The sequence below is a fragment of the Lysinibacillus sp. RC46 genome, from assembly GCF_041262385.1.
Taxonomy (GTDB): Bacteria; Bacillota; Bacilli; order Bacillales_A; family Planococcaceae; genus Lysinibacillus.
In genome coordinates this window covers 104,028-123,768 of the sequence record NZ_JBGCCF010000005.1, presented here as the reverse complement: position 1 = coordinate 123,768, position 19,741 = coordinate 104,028, and the positions used below count along the sequence as shown (strand labels likewise).

General features: G+C 38.1%; 14 protein-coding genes. 3 read left to right on the top strand and 11 right to left on the bottom strand.

Annotated elements, in window-relative coordinates; genetic code table 11:
- Positions 1-385: 385 nt before the first annotated feature.
- The 7 genes from ABH966_RS06480 to ABH966_RS06450 all read right to left on the bottom strand — a co-directional run bounded on the left by ABH966_RS06480 (position 386) and on the right by ABH966_RS06450 (position 13,449).
- Positions 386-1,741 carry a TrkH family potassium uptake protein gene (locus ABH966_RS06480; RefSeq protein ID WP_370076875.1) on the bottom strand — a complete coding sequence of 452 codons (1,356 nt, stop codon included), beginning with the start codon at positions 1,739-1,741 and terminating at the stop codon, positions 386-388.
- Positions 1,742-1,870: 129 nt separating this feature from the next.
- Positions 1,871-2,635, bottom strand: coding sequence for a TerC family protein (locus ABH966_RS06475; protein WP_370076873.1), 765 nt, complete (start codon positions 2,633-2,635; stop codon positions 1,871-1,873).
- 623 nt (positions 2,636-3,258) lie between these two features.
- Positions 3,259-4,344 carry an SDR family oxidoreductase gene (locus ABH966_RS06470; protein WP_370076871.1) on the bottom strand — a complete coding sequence of 362 codons (1,086 nt, stop codon included), beginning with the start codon at positions 4,342-4,344 and terminating at the stop codon, positions 3,259-3,261.
- 18 nt (positions 4,345-4,362) lie between these two features.
- Positions 4,363-7,413, bottom strand: coding sequence for an efflux RND transporter permease subunit (locus tag ABH966_RS06465; RefSeq protein WP_370076869.1), 3,051 nt, complete (start codon positions 7,411-7,413; stop codon positions 4,363-4,365).
- A 903-nt stretch (positions 7,414-8,316) separates the two neighbouring features.
- Positions 8,317-9,894 (bottom strand): peptide chain release factor 3, encoded by a 1,578-nt coding sequence (locus tag ABH966_RS06460; RefSeq protein WP_370076867.1) that lies wholly within the window; start codon positions 9,892-9,894, stop codon positions 8,317-8,319.
- Between the two features lie 251 nt (positions 9,895-10,145).
- Positions 10,146-11,612, bottom strand: a complete 1,467-nt coding sequence (locus tag ABH966_RS06455; RefSeq protein ID WP_370076865.1) for a UDP-N-acetylmuramoyl-L-alanyl-D-glutamate--2,6-diaminopimelate ligase — start codon at positions 11,610-11,612, stop codon at positions 10,146-10,148.
- Positions 11,613-12,060: 448 nt separating this feature from the next.
- Positions 12,061-13,449 (bottom strand): aldehyde dehydrogenase, encoded by a 1,389-nt coding sequence (locus tag ABH966_RS06450; protein ID WP_370076863.1) that lies wholly within the window; start codon positions 13,447-13,449, stop codon positions 12,061-12,063.
- Positions 13,450-13,639: 190 nt separating this feature from the next.
- Here ABH966_RS06450 and ABH966_RS06445 point away from each other — a divergent pair, with 190 nt between their 5' ends.
- Complete coding sequence (locus ABH966_RS06445) at positions 13,640-13,795, top strand: hypothetical protein (RefSeq protein WP_370076861.1); 156 nt, start codon at positions 13,640-13,642, stop codon at positions 13,793-13,795.
- A gap of 244 nt (positions 13,796-14,039) precedes the next feature.
- On the opposite strand, the gene ssuE is transcribed toward ABH966_RS06445, so the two are convergent.
- The 3 genes from ssuE to ABH966_RS06430 are packed head-to-tail and all read right to left on the bottom strand — an operon-like array spanning position 14,040 to position 16,622.
- On the bottom strand, positions 14,040-14,570 hold the full coding sequence (ssuE, locus tag ABH966_RS06440; RefSeq protein ID WP_370076859.1) for an NADPH-dependent FMN reductase: 531 nt from the start codon (positions 14,568-14,570) through the stop codon (positions 14,040-14,042).
- A gap of 34 nt (positions 14,571-14,604) precedes the next feature.
- Positions 14,605-15,564 carry an ATP-grasp domain-containing protein gene (locus ABH966_RS06435; RefSeq protein WP_370076857.1) on the bottom strand — a complete coding sequence of 320 codons (960 nt, stop codon included), beginning with the start codon at positions 15,562-15,564 and terminating at the stop codon, positions 14,605-14,607.
- Positions 15,565-15,575: 11 nt separating this feature from the next.
- Positions 15,576-16,622 carry an LLM class flavin-dependent oxidoreductase gene (locus ABH966_RS06430; protein ID WP_370076855.1) on the bottom strand — a complete coding sequence of 349 codons (1,047 nt, stop codon included), beginning with the start codon at positions 16,620-16,622 and terminating at the stop codon, positions 15,576-15,578.
- A 425-nt stretch (positions 16,623-17,047) separates the two neighbouring features.
- Here ABH966_RS06430 and ABH966_RS06425 point away from each other — a divergent pair, with 425 nt between their 5' ends.
- On the top strand, positions 17,048-17,323 hold the full coding sequence (locus ABH966_RS06425; protein WP_370076853.1) for a hypothetical protein: 276 nt from the start codon (positions 17,048-17,050) through the stop codon (positions 17,321-17,323).
- Positions 17,324-17,403: 80 nt separating this feature from the next.
- On the opposite strand, the gene lpdA is transcribed toward ABH966_RS06425, so the two are convergent.
- Positions 17,404-18,741 carry a dihydrolipoyl dehydrogenase gene (gene lpdA, locus ABH966_RS06420; RefSeq protein WP_370076851.1) on the bottom strand — a complete coding sequence of 446 codons (1,338 nt, stop codon included), beginning with the start codon at positions 18,739-18,741 and terminating at the stop codon, positions 17,404-17,406.
- 116 nt (positions 18,742-18,857) lie between these two features.
- Here lpdA and ABH966_RS06415 point away from each other — a divergent pair, with 116 nt between their 5' ends.
- The gene (locus tag ABH966_RS06415; RefSeq protein WP_370076849.1) at positions 18,858-19,409 is read left to right on the top strand and encodes a hypothetical protein; all 552 of its coding nucleotides are present in this window, start codon (positions 18,858-18,860) and stop codon (positions 19,407-19,409) included.
- Positions 19,410-19,741: the final 332 nt, after the last annotated feature.

Genomic DNA, 19,741 nt, shown 5'->3' with positions numbered 1-19,741 from the left:
ACCTAAAATGAAACCAAACAATTACTTTTTTATTTATGCAAATTGTCAATAATAACCATATTCATTGCTATCAACAGATATTCTAAGTGGCATTACAATTATCCTAAAAAAGTTTAGTACGAAATTCTCAACCAGTTACCACCTTATTATTGTAAAAATTACCTATCGAATAATCGTAATAACCGGGAAAAACAATTTAAATTTTTTTGACAATTATGTGGCGACATCCTTTTTTTAGTCAATTAAACAATCTTAGACCCCTTTTATGCATAGATTTTCTACTCAGGTAATCTCTAAATTTCTCAGTTTTCATATAAATAAGCTTTAGGGTTAATCGGAAAAATAAAAAAGAGCTAAATTAGCTCTTTTTTAATCTCCTAGTAATTTACCCAATAATTACACGCTCTTTAGGATAGTGATAATTAGATTTTTTGCCTCTACCTCCACCCCCTAAAGTGTAAAGGAAGGAAATTAAACCGACACGACCAATAAACATTAAAATCATAATGATAATTTTGCCAACTACCGATAGGTCGGAGGTGATTCCTAAAGACATCCCACACGTTCCGAACGCTGATGTAATTTCAAAGATTATTTGAATCAGTGATGCGTGTGGTTCAGTAATGAGCAAAATAATAGTCGCAACTAATACCATAAAGAATGCCAATAAAATAACAACAAACGAGCGGAATACATCAATTAAATGTATTTCACGTCCGAATACTTGAATATCCTCTCTTCCTCGTGAAAAGGTAATTAGGAATAGAATGGCCATTGCAAACGTTGTTGTACGTATCCCACCACCAACTGAACTTGGTGAGGCACCAATAAACATTAAAAAGCTCATAAAAATATCTGTTGCTTCACTAAAGGTTGTTACATCATACGTCGTAAGTCCAGCTGATCGTGTTGAAACAGAATGGAACATTGCCGAAAATAGTGCCTCATGCCAAGACATTCCCTTAAAGGAATGGAACGATTCAAGCAATAAAATAACGACAGCCCCTACCGCAAATAAAATTGCATATGTGGAGGTAGTTATTTTTGTAAATAAACTAAAACGGAAATTTGTATGGCGATTTAATAAAAAGGTTTTCACTTCAATTAATACTGGGAAGCCTATCGCACCAAGCACAATTAACACCATCGTTATCAATTGAACAAAGTAATCGTTATGAAACGGAAGCAAACTCATGCCTGTAATATCAAAGCCACCATTTGTAGTAGCTGAAATTGAGGCAAAGACACCATGAAGCAAGGCTTCTTCGAAAGTGTCAAAATAATTTGTAAAGTGCAAAGTTAAAATTAACGCACCCATCAATTCAATACCAATTAAGATTTTCAATATTTCCCGAATTAATTGAACAACCCCTGACAAATTGTATTGATTATGATCGATCATAATCAATTGACGCTCACGCATACCAATTTTTTTCCCAACTAGTAACCACACAAAAGTACCAAGTGACATAATGCCAATTGCGCCAAGCTGTAAAATGACAAGTACCATCGCAATCCCGAATGTTGTGTAGCTTTCAGATATATTGAATGTTGTTAAACCTGTTACACTAACTGCACTTACTGCAGTAAACAAGCTATCTAATAATGAAACATTAACTCCTTCTTGATGAACGCCTGGTAGCCGTAGTAACAGGAAGGAAATAGCTATAGCTATAAAATAATAAGAGACAAGTACCTGAAAAGGTGTTACAAGTCTATTTTTTGATCTTTTCCAGGGCACTTTGACAACCCCTTCCTCATATGATGCCAAACTCGATAGATATTAGTATAGAAAAAATACATCAAAAAAGAAAGAGGAATAGATACGACTATTCCTCTCATCAAATATGCCTCTGTTGAAATAAGTTAATTATTGATCTTGATGTTTATGACGAACTCCTACTAAATAACCTACTAGTGCGATGGCCACTAATACAATCCAGAAAGTTAACTCCCACACAGTAGAATGCGGAAATTCTGCAGGTAATATGCCCACCTTCTCATGTGACAAAGTCAACACAACAAGCTTCACGCCTACCCAACCTACAATTAAAAACGCAGCGGTCTCAAGTGAGGGGTAGTCATTTAATATTTTCACAAACCATTGTGCCGCAAATCGCATCATTATAACCCCAATAAAGCCTCCAAGTAACATGACAATAAATTGTCCACCATTGATGCCACCTATATCAAAGTTCCCTAACTGCGGTAAAGTTACAGCAATGGCAACTGCAGCAAGCATTGAATCAATAGCAAATGCAATATCCGCTGCCTCTACCTTAAGCACTGTCATCCAAAAACCAGCGCCCTTTTTCCCCGCTTCATCGTTAGATTCTTCGTTTGAATCCCCTTTATGACGCAAATCATATATATTTTTGGCAGACATGAATAGTAAATAAGCTGCTCCCAACGCTTGGATTTGCCAATAATTAACTAATACTGTAATGACAAAAAGTGCTGAGAATCGGAAAATTAATGCGCCGAATAATCCATAAAATAATGCCTTTTTTTGTTGTTCTTGTGGCAGGTGCTTCACCATCACAGCCATCACAACTGCATTATCTGCTGCTAATAACCCTTCTAATACTACAAGTACAATCAGTACCCAGCCGTATTGTAATAAAATTGATTCCATTCATGTGCCTCCTCTAAAGCTCTGTTTACCCAAAATAGTCATTATTATACGAATACAAAAGAAAAGACCTCTGCCTCTAAAAAGGCAAAGGTCTCGCTAAGCAAATAAATACTAATCGTTCAATACCGCTAGTATAGAGTTATTCGCTTATCACACCCGATGGTAAAAAACCACGTCATGACGAATGTGAATCCAGATACTTCGCTCGTACCTGTTAGCTACTCCCCTTTGACAAAACGTCGAAGGTTTTTTTCTTCTGAAAACTTATTATAGCACTATCATATATGAGTGGCAAAATTATCTACCCCACTTTAAACAATAACTCTATGTCTACCGCAAGATCAATTATGCCTCGGCATAATTGCGTCCGGAAACGGCTTTGTGCTTAGGCCTGCGTGAGGGTCGACACGATGTCGGTCATTTCGGTAATGCCACAGGACGTGGCGTTTTTACCGATGCAGGTCAGTTAGCCGTTATCGCATGGATACGATGATTTTAGGCTAACATCCTTTATGAACTCCTTTCCGATTCCGTGACATCCGCCGGAGGCTTCAACTTGTTTGTTAGCTAGATGGGACTGAATGTAAACATCGATTTTTATCACCGTACCACTAATTGAAGCTTCACTTTATTTGAATTTGATAGCGTTTATCTTCTTTATGCGCTAAATAAAAATCAATCATTCTAGGCATAGTCTGTATAAAATCGGGACATGCAATACTACCCTTTTTCAAAATAGTAACTGCTTCGGATGTATCGAATTTAGCATTCCAAGCTAAGTAGTCTAGAGTTTCTTGCTCAACGCCTAGATATTTTCGAATAAGTGGTATTTGTAAAGATGTTCTTGCTAGTATTAACGGTAATCGCCCTTTAGGATAATGATTAGTTAATAATTTTACCATCGTACGATACACTTCCTGCACAGGATGAGGATTTGGGTCCGTTAGATGCAAAGTTTTCCCTTCAGCACATTTTTCATCAACGAGATAAGTCGAAGCGTTTATAATATAATCCACTGGTACCACATTTATTGTTGATGTTGATTGACCAATATACGGGATAAAAGGGAGGTATTTTAATTTATCTACCATATTTAAAAAGAAATAAGGCCCATCGAATTTAATCGTTTCTCCTGTTTCAGAATGTCCACGTACTATGCCAGGTCGAATAATTGTCAGTGGTATTTCTGATTTCAAATCTTCTACTCGATGCTCAGCTTCATATTTTGTTTCCTCATAATAATTCTTAAATGTAGGCGGGCGAATTAGTTCACTTTCACGTAAAATACCTTTACGTGTTCCTGCTACATACGCTGTACTAAAATACATATAGCGTCTTAAGTTCGGAAGTGTGCGAACAAAATCATTGACCATCGTCGTACCATGCACATTTACTTTCCATGCAATATCGCGTGGTACCGCTAAATCATAAAGTGCAGCTAGATGCCAGAGCACCTCAATTTGAGGTACAATTTCCTGTACGGCTTGGTTTTCTAGACCGAGATTCGGTAATGTAATATCACCCTCTACAATATGAATAGAACAATTAGGAAACTCTGCAAGTATATTTTCTCTTTCTACATTGGCCTTTACTAATTCCCCCGCTAAAACAATTGCGATTACTTCCTGTGATTGTTTTTTTCGAAATAACTCTCGTATTAATTGACTTGAAATAAAACCCGGAAAACCTGTAAAAAAATGAACCCCCATCTCTCATCCCCCCTGAGCTTACCGTTTCCTAGTTTCTTTATCCATTAGGCTATAAATAATCGGTACAATATATAATGTCAATAAAGTTGATGTCACAAGTCCTCCGATTACTACAATCCCCATCGGTTGATTCATTTCTGTTCCTTCACCAATACCAAGAGCAAGTGGTAGCAATCCTAAGATTGTTGTTAGTGCAGTCATTAAAATGGGGCGAAGTCGATCTTGTGTAGCCAGTAAAATCGCATCATACGTCGCCATTCCCCTAGCTTTTTGTTGATTAATGTAATCGACAAGTACAATCCCGTTATTCACGACAATTCCAACTAGTACTAAGATGCCTATAACAGATGTCACACCAACTAGCGTGTTCGTAGCAAACATTGCAATGGCAACGCCAATAATCATTAATGGTACTGTAAACATGATAACGAATGGGTATTTGAATGATTCAAATTGAGCTGCCATTACGATATATACAAGGACTATTGCTAATGCCACGGCTAAAAGCATATCATTAATCGCACTATCGTAAAGCTCACGATCTCCACTAAAGACAACTTGAGTTTCAGTTGGTAAATCCGCTTTTTCTAATACTTTGTCCACTTTTGCTGAGATGCCCCCGAGCGATTCCTTCGTTTCATACTCGACAAAAAATGCAACCGCAGCCGCCTGATCAGAGCGTCTTATCGATACTGGTCCTTCCTGTACAGAAACTGTCGCAATGTCCTCTAGCTTTACAAACAAACCTGCAGGTGAACGAAGCTGCATCGATTTTAATGACTCGATACTATCATTAAACACTTGTCCAAAGCCTGTATAAACAGGCAATACAGCACCATCCTCTGCCATAATTTGCGTAGTTAGCTGCCCCTTCGTCATTTGATTGACCGTTTGAGCAATTTGCGCAGGTACAAATCCGTAGTCTTTCGCCTTTTCTCGGTCTACTTCGACTTGAATTTCTTTTACAGTAATATCTAAATCCGTAGATACTTTTGTGATGGCTTTTACCTTTAATAGCTCCTGCTGTACTTTATCAACAGAGCTTTGAAGTCTTTGCTCATCAGAGTCTGTTAACCTAAACGTTAATGTATTTGGTGACGATCCTGTTGTTGTTGAGACATTAAAGTTGATTTCAACTTGCTTACCTAGCTCTTTATGCAAATCTCGCTCAACTTCTTCTACAAATTCAAAAATCGAACGATCCCTATCTGCTAGAGGGACAAGCTTTACATATAGTTCTGCTTGGTTTGCACTTGTTTGTCCCCGTGCTTGTGCCTGTTGCGTACCACCGATTAAGCTAACATATACGTCAACATCTTTCTCCTGTTTTAAGCGTTCTTCTATTTTCGCTACAACTTTTTCTGTTTCTGATACTGCTACCCCTTTTTCAAGGTTTACGCTAATGGATGCAAATCCTTCGTCAGTTGGCGGTAAAAACTCTGTGCCCATTTTCATAAGCCCAAACAATGCAAGTCCAAAACAGACAACTGCTGAGATTAGTACAAGCATACGGTGACGCAATACCCAAATAATTGATGTTTTGTAGCGCTTATAAAAGGATGACTCATTACGTTTTTCATAAATATTCGTTGATTTCATTTTTAAAAGACGACTTGCAAGCATTGGGACAACTGTTAACGCAACGACTAACGAAGCAATTAAGCTAAAGGAAATAGTTAATGCAAATTCTGTGAAAATTTGTCCTATCAACCCTTCAATAAACATTACAGGAATGAATACTGCAATAGTTGTGAGAGTAGAAGCAGTAATCGCAAGTGCCACTTCCTTTGTCCCTTCTTTAGCTGCTGTTATCGGATCCTTGCCAAGTCCTAAATGTCGTTCAATGTTTTCAATAACAACGATAGCATTGTCAACCAACATACCGATGCCAAGTGCTAACGCCCCTAATGTCATAATATTGAGCGAGAAATTGGCAAAAAACATTAAAACAAATGTAACAATCACTGAATATGGTATCGCAATGCCAATGATAATAGGGCTTTTCACACTACGTAGAAAGACGAATAATACGAACATTGCGAATAATCCACCTAGAAGTAAAGAGGATCCGATATTACCAATCGCTAAATTCACGTAGTTCCCTTGGTCCACTAGCACGTCTGCAACGATTCCTTGATATTGCTTCTTTGTTAATAATTCATTTAAAGCTTCTTTAAAAGCTTTTGATACCTCTGCCGTATTAGCACCCGATTCCTGTAATACAGACATTAATACCGCAGGATGCTCATTTGCTCGTGTAGTAGTTACGGATTTTTGCTCCACACGTTCAACAGCCGCTACTTCTCCTACTGTTAATGCTTTACCATCTAGTGGATTTACTGAAATGATTAAATCAGCAATGCTTTCTGGCGAATTTATAGTGCTTAAAATACGTGTCGTTAACATCTTCCCGTCTGCTGTTAACACCGGTTCACCCGGAAGAGAAACATTGTTCGATTGAATAATTTGAATAATATCTGCTTGGGTTAATCCTTTTTCAACTAGCTTCGATTCATCCAAAGTTATTTGAACTTCTTCTACTAGCTTACCGGAAATGTTGACACTTGCGACACCTGCTGTTCGACGAAGTTCTTTTTCCAAAGCTTCCGCCAGTAAACGCACATCTACATTGTCATTTTCCGCCCGTAGTGAAAGTTGAATTATAGGAAATTGTGATGGATCAAATTTTAAAAAGTTAGGTTTCTCAGCATCACTCGGTAAAGGGGTCATATCGATGCGTTGTAAAATATCGAGCTGAGCATCATCAATATTGGTTGACCAATCCAACTCGAGAATAATTAAATTGGATCCTTCTTGAGAGGTAGACTGTAGTTTTTTTATCCCTGGTAAGGTGGCGAGTGTTGTTTCTAACGGCTTCGTTATTTTCTCATTAATCTCTGTTGGACTTGCACCAGGATAATTGGTAACAACGATGCCTATTGGTGGACGTAATTCTGGAATAAGCGTAATAGGTATTTTTAATAATGAAACGCCACCTAATATAATGACTAACAACATCGTAACAATTGTAAAAACAGGCCTTTTAATAGAAAAATTACTAATGTTCATTATTACAAGCTCCTTTTAATCTCTTCCTTTCTATAATACCCGAAAAGCAGATGAATTTAGAAACTTCCCCATTTTTTATAGGTTTAAAATATAACTCACCGCCAAAATTAGGAGATGCAATTTGTTAAAGCATATGCCATATGTAAGTTGATTGGAGTGGAGACTGGGCGACTCCTTGGGGATTAGCGTCACAGATGAGACCCTGGAGCGAGCAAAGCGAGTGAAGCGGCTCATCGGACGCCCCCAGGAAAGCGCCCAGTCGGAACGGAAATCAACCCACGTTATGCTGATGAGGCTTATATTTCCTAATAATGTATATATTCTACATATAGCTCCAATTTTCCTTGTAAAAAAACACGATTCGCAACATGTCGATTCGTGTTTTTTCATGTAATTAAGGTGTCTTATAAAAAAGTATGCCCCTTTGGCAAAACGAAGCAGTGGCAATAACAGATAATACAATTGGCTTAACTGTTATAAGTCCATTCTGATGAGTAACCACTGCGTTCACTTTTGCATTGCATAAATTTTATAAAAGTTCTACGCTATTGCTGATTGTAGTGGAAGGCTACTCGACTCCCGTGGGAAAGCGAGACAGGCGAGACCCTGAGGCCAACACGATGTTGGTCACGAAGGCGTTGTCACAGGACGTGACGCACTTAGCCTTCGTTCCTTTAGCGGAGGAAGCGGCTCGACGCTCGCCCACAGGAAGCTCTACTCTGTGCGAAAGCGAAGCGTCAGCAACAAATGTTTTATCTGTGCGAAAGCGAAGCGTCAGCAACAAATGTTTTATCTGTGCGAAAGCGAAGCGTCAGCAACAAATGTTTTATCTGTGCGAAAGCGAAGCGTCAGCAACAAAGCGAGTAGCCTGGAACGGAAATCATCCCGACAATTTTGTTTAAATTATAAAAGGCTATACAGTTTAATGTTTTCGTTTTTATCAGCAAACCAACGCATAGCAAATTCATTTTCAAATAAGAAAACAAAATTATCAAAACGGTCTTTTACAAGCATTGAACGACCTGAAGACATTGATTCTTTAACATCCTCTTCGTTTTCAATCCATCTTGCAATTTTCGAACCAATTGGCTCCATTCTCACTTCAACATTATATTCATTTTTCATACGATGCTCAAAAACTTCAAATTGTAATTGACCAACTGCTCCAAGAATAACTTCTTCTGTATGCAACGTTTTATAATATTGAATAGCGCCTTCTTGCACTAATTGTAAAATCCCTTTATGGAATTGCTTAGATTTCATAACATTTTTCGCAGTAACACGAACAAATAACTCCGGAGTGAACTGTGGCAGTTTTTCAAATTGGAATGTCTTTTTACCACCTACAACTGTGTCACCAATCTGATAAGTGCCTGTGTCATATAAACCGATAATATCACCAGCAACTGCCTCATCAACTGTTTCACGGTCGTCAGCAAGGAATTGTGTAGATTGTGTCACTTTGAATGATTTACCTGTACGAGATAAAGTCATGTTCATGCCTCGTTCAAATTTACCTGATACGATACGCACAAAGGCAATACGGTCTCGGTGTGCAGGGTTCATATTCGCTTGAATTTTGAAAATGAAGCCTGAAAACTCCTCATGCTCAACAGGATCAATAAATAGTTCATTCTCAGTAATGCGAGGCTGTGGTGTCGGTGCAAATTGTAAATATGTTTCAAGGAATGTTTGTACACCGAAATTTGTTAGAGCAGAACCAAAGAACACAGGTGTTAATTCACCACGACGAATTTTTTCTTCAGAATACTCATTACCCGCTTCGTCAAGCAACATGATGTCATCCATTGCTTGTGAATAATAAGAAGTCACCTTCATAGGATGCTCGATTGCAAGTTCCCCATTATCATCAATTGGTAAGAAACGTTCTTCTTCCTCAGTACGGAATTGCTCGATACGTTTATTATAACGATCATAAATACCTAGAAACTCTTTACCCATACCAATTGGCCAGTTCATTGGGTAAGCGTTAATGCCAAGTACTTCCTCAAGCTCTTCAATCAGCTCAAGTGGCTCTTTCCCTTGACGGTCTAATTTATTGATAAAAGTAAAAATCGGAATACCACGCATTTTACAAACTTTGAATAGCTTTAAAGTTTGTGCTTCAATACCTTTAGCAGCATCTACGACCATGACAGCACTATCCACCGCCATTAATGTACGATACGTATCCTCCGAGAAATCTTGGTGACCTGGAGTATCTAAAATATTGACACGTGAGCCGTTATAATCGAATTGCATAACTGAAGAAGTTACAGAAATCCCACGTTGTTTTTCAATTTCCATCCAGTCAGATGTTGCAAACTTACCTGTTTTCTTTCCTTTTACTGTACCGGCATCACGAATCGCACCACCAAATAGTAAAAGCTTTTCTGTAATCGTCGTTTTCCCAGCATCAGGGTGACTGATAATGGCAAAAGTTCGACGTGATAATATATCTTTTTCTAAATTTGAATTCATCTCGTCATTCTCCTTTTTTCATACTTAATAATAATAAAAGAATACTTGCCTTTCTTACAACCTTTTTACATGAATTCCCCAAAAAAGAGGTCTATAGAGGAGGAGACTTCTGTAAGGTGTAAAAACTCAAAAAGAAAACCCCTTAGTACTAACTAAAGGGGTTCTCTAAGTAAGGTGAACTTATCGCATTATTACATGCATTGCGTTCACAAAATCAAGTCCGCTCTAACTTCTTTATTGGAGTTCATATATTATACAAATTTTAAGTGGCCAGCTTCTATTGCAATATCTGCATCACTATGCGGATATTTAGTATTCTCAATAATTTGATAATCTTCATGGCCTTTACCAGCAAAAATAATCATATCCCCTGGTTCAGCAACCTCAATCGCATGACGCACCGCATCAGCACGGTCTCCTATACATGCATAATTTTCATGAAGCATCCCTTTGGCAAGATCACCTGTAATACTATCATAGTCCTCATAGCGTGGGTCATCTGTCGTTAAAATAACGTAATCAGCGGCTGATGCCTTTTCTGCCATCGCTGGACGTTTCGATTTATCACGATTGCCCCCTGTGCCAACTAGGAAAATAAGCTTGCCTGTTTTATACGGTTGGGCTGAAGAAATCGCCTTTTCAATTGCATCAGGTGTATGTGCATAATCAACAAAAATCTGCACAGGTAAATCTGAACAAACTTTCTCCATGCGGCCCTTCACTGGTGGTAATTGCTCAATTTGCTCAATGATTGTTTCCATTGAATAACCACGACCATAAAAAGCAACCATAGCTGCAAGCACATTATATATATTAAATTCCCCGAGCAAATGCATTTTTACATGGTATATTCCCTCTGGCATTTCAACGTCAAAAGATGTCATGAAATCATGATACTCACAGTTAATAGCTCGGAAATCAGCTGTTTCATTTTTTAAACCATATGTCCATACTGGAAATGGTGTCATCGCTGCATAGCGCTCTGACCAAGCATCATCAGCATTTAACACTACAAATTTATTCTTTTCTAAGTCTTGTCCAAGTTGAGAGAACATTAAGCCCTTCGCATGGCCATATTCCTCCATCGTACCATGGAAATCAAGATGATCATGTGTAAGATTTGTAAAAATAGCTACATCATATTCTACGCCAGCTAGACGTCCAAGTGCTAAACCGTGTGAAGATACCTCCATAGTCATTAATCGGCAGCCTTCCATTTTTGCACGGAATATCATTTGTTGAGTCGATAATGCATCGCTCGTAGTATTTGCAGATTCATATAAAATGCCATTTAGATTAAAGCCGATTGTTCCTGATAGTGCAGACTTCTCGCCCATTCCATGCATTATATTTTGAATAATACCCGTTACTGATGTTTTGCCATTTGTCCCTGTTACGCCAATCATTGCCATATCTTTCGACGGATAGTCAAAAAACTTTGCAGCTAACAGGCCAACTGCACGATCCGTATCTTTCACGATGACCTGTGCAATATTTTCTCCTAAAGGTAATTTTCGTTCTGTTACAACAATTGTTGCGCCACCTTCGACAGCTTTCTGTGCATAGTCATGACCATCTACTGTATAACCTTTTATACAAACAAACATACTATTTGGTTGCACACTTCGCGAATCAATTACAATATCACTTACTTGGTCTGGTAGCACTCCAATTATTTTTTTCAAAGGTAATGCATTCAACAATTCCTCTGCATACATTTCATAGTCCTCCAATCAATCTCTACATTCATTTCATCATTTGTTGTCTATTCGACAAAAAATGACAAGATGAATACCCCCACATTCTAATGAATTTATTTTACTACTTATTCGCCCATAAATAAAATGCCTGTAAGAACGTTTTTTAAATGAAAACGCTATCATTTTAATATATCTTTAATATTTCACCGATATTTACCTAACATATCAAAAAACGGCATTTATCGACAACCGAAATGCGGAATATACGAGCTGATCAATTATGCTTCGGCAAAATTGTTGCTGTCGCTTCGCTTTCGCACAGTAAACATTTGTTGCTGTCGCACAGATAAATTGCCATAGGTTGTGGCGTTCTTAGACTGAGTTGCTCTATTTCAGTGGGTGACCAACATTCGCTGAAAGAAGTTAAAAAAGGAGGTGTCAGTTTAGTGTCCGACACCGCCTTTTACTATTTCATGATAGTTCGCACAAGCTTAACTTTTTGTTTATATGGGGGAAAGAGAACATTCGTCTCTAACTTCGATGATTTTTTTAAGATAGATTTTGAATGAGTAAAGTTTTCAAAGCTTGCCTTCCCGTGATATGCTTTTACCCCTGATGGTCCGACACCGCCAAATGGCAAATGTAAATTTCCTACATGTGTAATCGTATCATTAATACATCCGCCACCAAATGGTAATTCCTCTAAAAAGTACTGGGTAGCCTTTTCATGCTCTGAGAAAAAATAAGCCGCTAAAGGTTTTGGTAACTGACGAATCTGGTGAATGGCCAGCGGTAGATCATCATACATCATCACGGGTAAAATCGGACCAAATAGTTCATCCTGCATCGAAGGACTTGACCATTTCACATATCCAATAATTGTAGGCTCAATATACAAATCATCACGATCTGTTCTACCGCCAAATGTAATTGCATCGCGTTCTTCCATGATAATTTGCTGTAAGCGATCAAATTGTCTTAGATTCACAATACGGCCGTAGTCAGGGCTTTTTAATGCATTTTTACCATAGAAGGAACGAATCGTTGCTTTCAATATCTTCATAAATCGCTCATAGACATCTTTATGGACAAGGACATAATCTGGTGCCACACAGGTTTGACCAGTATTTGTAAATTTACCCCAAGCGATTCTTTTCGCTGCTACTTCTAAATTGGCTGTTTGATCAACAATTGCGGGACTTTTCCCACCAAGTTCTAGGGCAATTGGTGTTAAGCGTTCCGCCGCTGCCTTTGCAACAACCTTTCCGACTGCCACACTCCCTGTAAAAAATATATAGTCAAAGGATGCATGAATAAGTGCCGTCACTTCTTCTTTTTCTCCCTCTACAACCCGAACATAAGAAGGGTTAAACGTTTCTTCAATTATTTTTTTAACGATTCCTGCAGTATGCACAGATGTTTCTGATGGTTTTACTATAGCCGTATTACCACCAACAATTGCTCCAATTAATGGCTCCATTACTAGCTGGAATGGATAATTGAATGGACCAATGATTAATGTTACTCCATATGGCTCTCTTACAATAAAGCTTTTTCCCATCTGGTATTGTATCGGTGTTTTTACAGCTTCAGGTTTCATCCATTCTTCAATATGCTTGACCATATAAGAAATACTATCTAAAACAATGCCGACTTCTGTTGCATATGCCTCAAACTCACTCTTACGTAAATCTAAATATAGAGCATTCAAAATTTCTTTTTCATATTTTAAAATCGTTTTCTTCAGATTTATTAATTGCTCTTTTCGAAATTTTGTACTCTTCGTCGCTCGTGAAAAATAAAATTGACGCTGTTCTGTAATCATATTTTCTACATCTTGTGTCGTAAAATTCATAATAAAAGCACCCCTTTTTTTAAAATGGCATACATAGTTTTTTCATTTCGAAACAAACTATCTTTGTCTATACGATACAACATTAATAACCAAAATTCCTCTTTCTTGAATGGATGGAATGTGTAGATGATTTATGATTTCGAGTAATTTACAACTACATATCGGAAAATTGAAATGGGGGCGTAGATGAATGACAACAACAACAGGAACTTGGTGGGAGTCTATTTTTTCTGGACCATTAGCACACGGTATTTGTGAAGAAAAAATATTGCTATTGCAAGATGAGGCTTTCTTATATCTCTCTACAACACCGGATGAGAAAAAAGAAGAACCTGAAGTTAATTAAAAAATAGCGCGTTATAGGAGGTCATTTCCTATAATGCGCTATTTTTTGAACTTCACGGCTCAGCCCCAAAGATTGGGATGACATTATTAAAACTCATCTGACGCCCCAGGAAGCTTTGCTCTGTGCGAAAGCGTAGCGTCAGCAACAAATGTTTTATCTGTGCGAAAGCGTAGCGTCAGCAACAACAAAGCGCCTAGTCGGAACGGAAATCAACCACACGTTATATTACTGAGCTTCTTCATGCTTAAATGGATACAATTTGCTGAAATTGTTTTAATTCTACCTCAAGACGGTTAATAGCTCCTTCCTCGATAGCAAAGCTTCCATCTTCTAATCGAATAATTTGTTTATCAACAATATAAACAGAATGTGCAATAGTTGTAGCTCCTAATACAGCTAAAACTGGTTTTAATGCATATTCTAATGCAAGTAAATGTCCAATAGAGCCACCTACAGCAATTGGTAAAATGGTCTTTCCAAGCAATGCTTTTTGCGGCAGCAAATCTAAATAAGTTTTCAATATTCCTGTATATGAAGCTTTATAAATTGGCGTCAAAAGTACGATAATATCTGCCTCTTCAACTTGTTTATTTTCTGAAACGATGGCCTCACTTGCAAAATTAGCCTTAATTAAGTCCTCAGCTGGCAATTCATGTACATAATTTGTGTGTACCGCTATTCCCTGTGCTTTTAAGTAATTTTCCACCTTTTCATGAATCGCCGTTACCCGTGAATTTCTCGAATTCGTGCCATTAATAATAACTGCTTTTGTCATATTAGCCACTCCTTATTAACAAAGTTAAATGTCCTTACACCAAATGCAATGTCTTTTCATATTGACGTAATGTAGCGCCTAAGTAATTAGCAACAGCCAACATGCCATATTTCCCTACGGCTTTTTCGGCTTCTGCATTGTAGTTCGTGTTAGTATTCACGTCATATGTGAAAATATTACCTTCTTGATCGTTAATCGACTCAATCCCTGCGACACTTACCTTATTTTGCGCTAAAAATTCTTCATAACGCTCAATAAGCTCCTCTGAAAAACTGTCTATAATTTGAAATTTTGATTTATTAGTTGCCGTTTCACCTACTGGACAAAATTTATCCTCTATTTGACAGCTATCAGCAGGACAGAGTTCAAAGCCCTCAGATGTATCAACTCGAACAGCATATAAAAATTTGCCACCTACGAATTCACATCGCGTTATATAAGAAGCAGGTGATTTTATAAATTGCTGAACAAGCGTAATACCATCTATAGGTGACTCAAAAGTATCACTATTTGCATATGCTTCTAGTGCTTCAACTGAATGAAATAGTTGTACGCCAAGCCCCTTCCCCGCTCGATTATGCTTCGTAATAAACGGTGTTGTACCAATTGTTCTTGCTGCTTCTATTAGCTGCGATTTGCCAACTGTCGCTATCGTTTTAGGTGTTTGAATGCCTACAGCTTCAAGTGCAAAATATTGATTGACCTTACTTACTTCTAATCGTAAGGCTCGACTTCCATTAATAACAGGACGACCATGATACTCTAGCCATGCGAGCACTGCCTCCGTTAGTTCAGGTGCAAATACATGCCCCCGCGTATGTGATGAAGCACTCATACGACTATAAAAAATTCCTTGTGGTGGCTCTTTTGATAGGTCAATCAATCCCTCTGCCAAATGCCAAACCTCATATGGCAGGTTTTGTTCCTCTAAACGCTTTGTTAAATGAATTGTCCATTCATCATTTTCATGAAGAATATAAATTTTTGCAGTCATGTAGTCGCTCCTTACTGTATAATGGCTGATTTTCTTTTCACTAAAGGCATAACCTCTCTTGCAAAACGTTCCATTTCCTCTAGATGTGGGGAGAATTGAAGAAGTAAAAGATTTACGCCAACCGCTTCATAAGCTAAAATGCGCTCTGCCACTTGTCGAGGTGTACCAACTAAATTTGGTCGTAGCCCTCTGTTTGAAACTGAATAATCCTGTAGTGTAATTTGTTGTTCTAGCTTTGATTTACTTGTGAAGTCATTAAAGCCTGCATACCCTGCTGTATCCTGTACATTGGTAATTCGCGCTAGTTCGGCAAGTGCTTCTTCTTCTGAATCACGCACAATGACATATGCAGCCATCCCAAAAGTTTCGAACGGGCCTTTTCCAATTGCTTCTCGACGTGCAAGCATTTCCTTTATTTTGGCCCCGACTTCCTCTACTGTTCCTCCATGCATCACGTAAGCGTCACATGACTTTGCAATTGCCTCTTTACCGCGCTCACTTTCCCCACCTGCGTATAGTGTTGGATATGGTTTTCGGACTGGCTTGGGCGATAAATATGCATTTTCTATTTCGTAATATTTCCCATGATAGCTGAACGTTTCTTCTGTCCATAAACCTTTTAAAATATCAATGAATTCCTCTGTGCGATCATAACGCTCTCTATGCTCTGTAAAATAACCACCATATTGCTTTGCTTCTTCTTCCCACCAAGCTGAAACTACATTTAATGTAAAACGGCCATTAGCGATATGATCAATATTTGCAGCTACTTTTGCCATCACAGCTGGATTATGATAACCAGGCCGAACTGCAGCCAATATTTCAATCTTTTCAGTAACTGCTGCTAAAGCTGCTGCAGTAGACCACGCCTCAAGTGCGTCAGCATCAATACCTTTAATATCATTTAAATATAGCTCGGCAATAAGCGTCACATCAAAGCCAAGTTTTTCTCCTGTTTGAATAACCTGTTTTACATATTCAAATGTTGCAGGCATATTTTCATTTTCTACATTACGTAACCATCCTCCAAAAATCGGTAGCCAAAACCCTAATTTCATATTCCATCCTCCTCAAGTCCAATAGAAATTCACAACATAAAGATAAAAAAAGGCTTCTATGTTTACGGTCGGAGGAAATCCGTTACGTAAAATAGAAGCCTCTAGATGTCTAGTCAACTCATTTTTAAATACCAAGTATTCTTATAAACTTAATTTAACATAATAGCATACAAAGTCAATAGGTTTTTTATTTAATGGGTGTCAGAGGTAAATATTGGTGTTTGAAGCCCATGTGAATACTTATTATAATCAGTTAAGTATTCGAGAGGGTGTCAAAGTGAATATGGCAAATTACCACATACATTTATGGGTTAAACGCCATGTTGAACCTTCATCCTCTGTTAGTGGGTCGCTGAATCAATGAAATGAGAGAAACTCGCTTCTCCTCATTGTAAGGTTCTTTCAATAAGGAGAGATGTTATTGCATGAGTAAATTAATGCTGTTTGTATGCTCATTAGTTTTATTATTTTTTGCTGGAAACGCTTTTTATGTTGCTTTTAAAAAATACGAAGAAGATGACGATTTTTCTGGAGAGCTTGAAACATTCTTTTTAATTGATTTGGTATTAGCTGTTGTATTATTAATTTCCGAAAAATTCGCTCCCCAAAAGTATCATATTGTTATTTTTAAAACTCTCTCCCTTTTATTTGGACTAATAATATTAGGCTTAACAGTAATGTTATGGGGACTTTTCTCTTAATAAAGTAATTCAAACAAAAAAACTACATTCCATTAACGAGAAGGATAGCCTTCCGCTGAAGAATGTAGTTTTTGCGATCATTAATGGTGAATGGCTTTGTCAAAAATAGCTTTTGCAGCATCCCCAATATGCTCTGATACTGTAGGATGTGGGAAAATCATATTTGCAAGAGTGTGGGCAGTGCCGCCAGCGTTTTTAGTAGCTAAAATAACATTTAACATTTCTGTTGCCCCATCAGCAACAACACAAGCTCCTAAAATACGTCCTTCCTTTTCCGTCGCAATAAGCTTTATAAAGCCCACTGTATTTCCTTCCATTAATGCCTTAGGGTTTGTATGTAAAGGGATTTGAGTCACCGTATAAGGTTCGTTAACCTGCTCTTCTAGTAAACCAAAAGTTGCAATTTCAGGATGTGTATAAACACAACGAGGAATCGATGTTTGATCAATTAGTGCCGGTTTATTTCCCAAAATATGCTCCACAACATGAATTCCCTCTGCACTCGCTGAATGAGCTAGCTGGTACCCCCCAACTAAGTCACCTATAGCATAAATGTGTGACTGGCTTGTTTCAAAATGCTCATTGACAGCTATCAATCGATCATCGAACATTAGACCAAGTTGCTGGGCTATTTCTGTATTCGGGCGTCGACCCGTTGCAAACAGAAGATTTTCATATGTATAAATGCCTTTAGATGTATGAATTTCATTGTCATTAAAATGCTCAAATCGGAAATCTGTCACAAGCTCAATACCAAGCTTTTTCATCTTTTCACGAATAAGTGGTCGTGCATCTGGCTCTTCTGTCTGTAAAATATCTTCACTATGATTCAGCATCGTCACCTTTGTTCCAAGCGGTGCTAAACTAAATGCCATTTCTACTGCAATAACGCCTCCGCCAATAATTGTTAACTGCTTCGGCAGCTCTTTCATATCGAAAAAGGTATCCGTTGTATAATAGGAAGAAGTCTCTATACCTTTAAAAGGTGGTACAAATGGTTTACTTCCGGTTGCTAAAATGATATCCGTTGCTGTAAAGGTCTCACTACCAACTGTTACAGTTAAATCATTAAATACTGCCGCTTCTCCCCGATAAAAGGTAATTTGATTGCTCAAAATATAGCCCTCAATATTCGTTAAAAGCTCGTCAATAATAGCATCCTTACGTTTCATCAATCGTGGAAAATTCACATTTACTGTAGGAGTTTCAATACCCCAGTCATTACCACGTTGTATTTCTTGAATGAGCTTACTATGCTCCAACAATATTTTCGAAGGAATACAGCCAACATTATAGCAGGCTCCTCCTACTTTATCGCGCTCTACTAAAGCGACCTTCTTGCCACTTTTCGCTGCATGAATGGCTGCTACATAGCCCCCAGGACCTGCACCAATAATTGCAATATCAAATTTTTCCACAAAATTCACCTCATTTACCACCATAGCATTTACAAAATTTGAATGCAATGTCATAAATGTTACAGGAAATTTAGTAACATTTTGTCTACCCCAACGTCCACTACCGTAAAGGAGGATTGTATGCAAAAAAAATTTTACTGTTAATCTCTATGCTACTCCTAGTTGCCGCCTGTCAGAAAAAAGAAGCATTAAAGCCCCCACCAAGTAAGAACTATTCACAAACGGCTACTTCACAACAGGAAGACTTTCTTTATGAACTCTCTATTTCCAAACCCACCTTTACAGAGGGGGAATCCATAAAAATAACGGCTAAACTCACATATGTAGGGCAGGCACAAAACGTAACTATTTACCATGGAGGCTCCCCATTTCTATTTAATTTGCAAGAAACGACACGGAATTTTGAAATACCTAGTGTAATGGATACTCCACTAATTACACGTATTCTTGAACGAAATGTGCCCTACGAAGAGGTCTACACGAGCGGAGGCGTGTACGACGAATTTTCAGAACCTAAACTCGTTGAATTTATGAAACAAACAATGAAAGGTCATTTTCCAAAAGGACATTATATCGTAAAAGGGAGCAATGACTTTTACACAGAAGACCCGAATGAACAAAAAACGGAGTACAAACCATCAGCAACAATTGAATTTAACGTACAATAGGCAAAAAAATACTCTCATTATTCTTAATAGAACAATGAGAGATTTTTAATTGTAAGTATTTTCATCACGGTATTCCATGTGCTTCCGCGGATATTCGCTCTGCTTCCGCGGGTATTTCCTCTGCTTCCGCGAGTATTCTCTCTGCTTCCGCGAGTATTCTCTCGGCTTCCGCGAGTATTCGCTCCGCTTCCGCAAGTATTCGCTCCGCTTCCGCGAGTATTCTCTCTGCTTCCGCAAGTATTCTCTCGGCACGCGGGGATTCGCTCTGCTCCAGGGGATTCGCTCGGCTTCCGCGAGTATTCGCTCCACTTCCGCAAGTATTCTCTCTGCTT

Bases quoted from the DNA above. Each gene is read 5' to 3' on its own strand.
- ABH966_RS06475 (WP_370076873.1), bottom strand. From the start codon at position 2,635: ATGGAATCAATTTTATTACAATACGGCTGGGTACTGATTGTACTTGTA.
- ABH966_RS06470 (WP_370076871.1), bottom strand. From the start codon at position 4,344: ATGGGGGTTCATTTTTTTACAGGTTTTCCGGGTTTTATTTCAAGTCAA.
- ABH966_RS06465 (WP_370076869.1), bottom strand. From the start codon at position 7,413: ATGAACATTAGTAATTTTTCTATTAAAAGGCCTGTTTTTACAATTGTT.
- ABH966_RS06460 (WP_370076867.1), bottom strand. From the start codon at position 9,894: ATGAATTCAAATTTAGAAAAAGATATATTATCACGTCGAACTTTTGCC.
- ABH966_RS06455 (WP_370076865.1), bottom strand. From the start codon at position 11,612: ATGTATGCAGAGGAATTGTTGAATGCATTACCTTTGAAAAAAATAATT.
- ABH966_RS06450 (WP_370076863.1), bottom strand. From the start codon at position 13,449: ATGAATTTTACGACACAAGATGTAGAAAATATGATTACAGAACAGCGT.
- ABH966_RS06445 (WP_370076861.1), top strand. From the start codon at position 13,640: ATGACAACAACAACAGGAACTTGGTGGGAGTCTATTTTTTCTGGACCA.
- ssuE (WP_370076859.1), bottom strand. From the start codon at position 14,570: ATGACAAAAGCAGTTATTATTAATGGCACGAATTCGAGAAATTCACGG.
- ABH966_RS06435 (WP_370076857.1), bottom strand. From the start codon at position 15,564: ATGACTGCAAAAATTTATATTCTTCATGAAAATGATGAATGGACAATT.
- ABH966_RS06430 (WP_370076855.1), bottom strand. From the start codon at position 16,622: ATGAAATTAGGGTTTTGGCTACCGATTTTTGGAGGATGGTTACGTAAT.
- ABH966_RS06425 (WP_370076853.1), top strand. From the start codon at position 17,048: ATGAGTAAATTAATGCTGTTTGTATGCTCATTAGTTTTATTATTTTTT.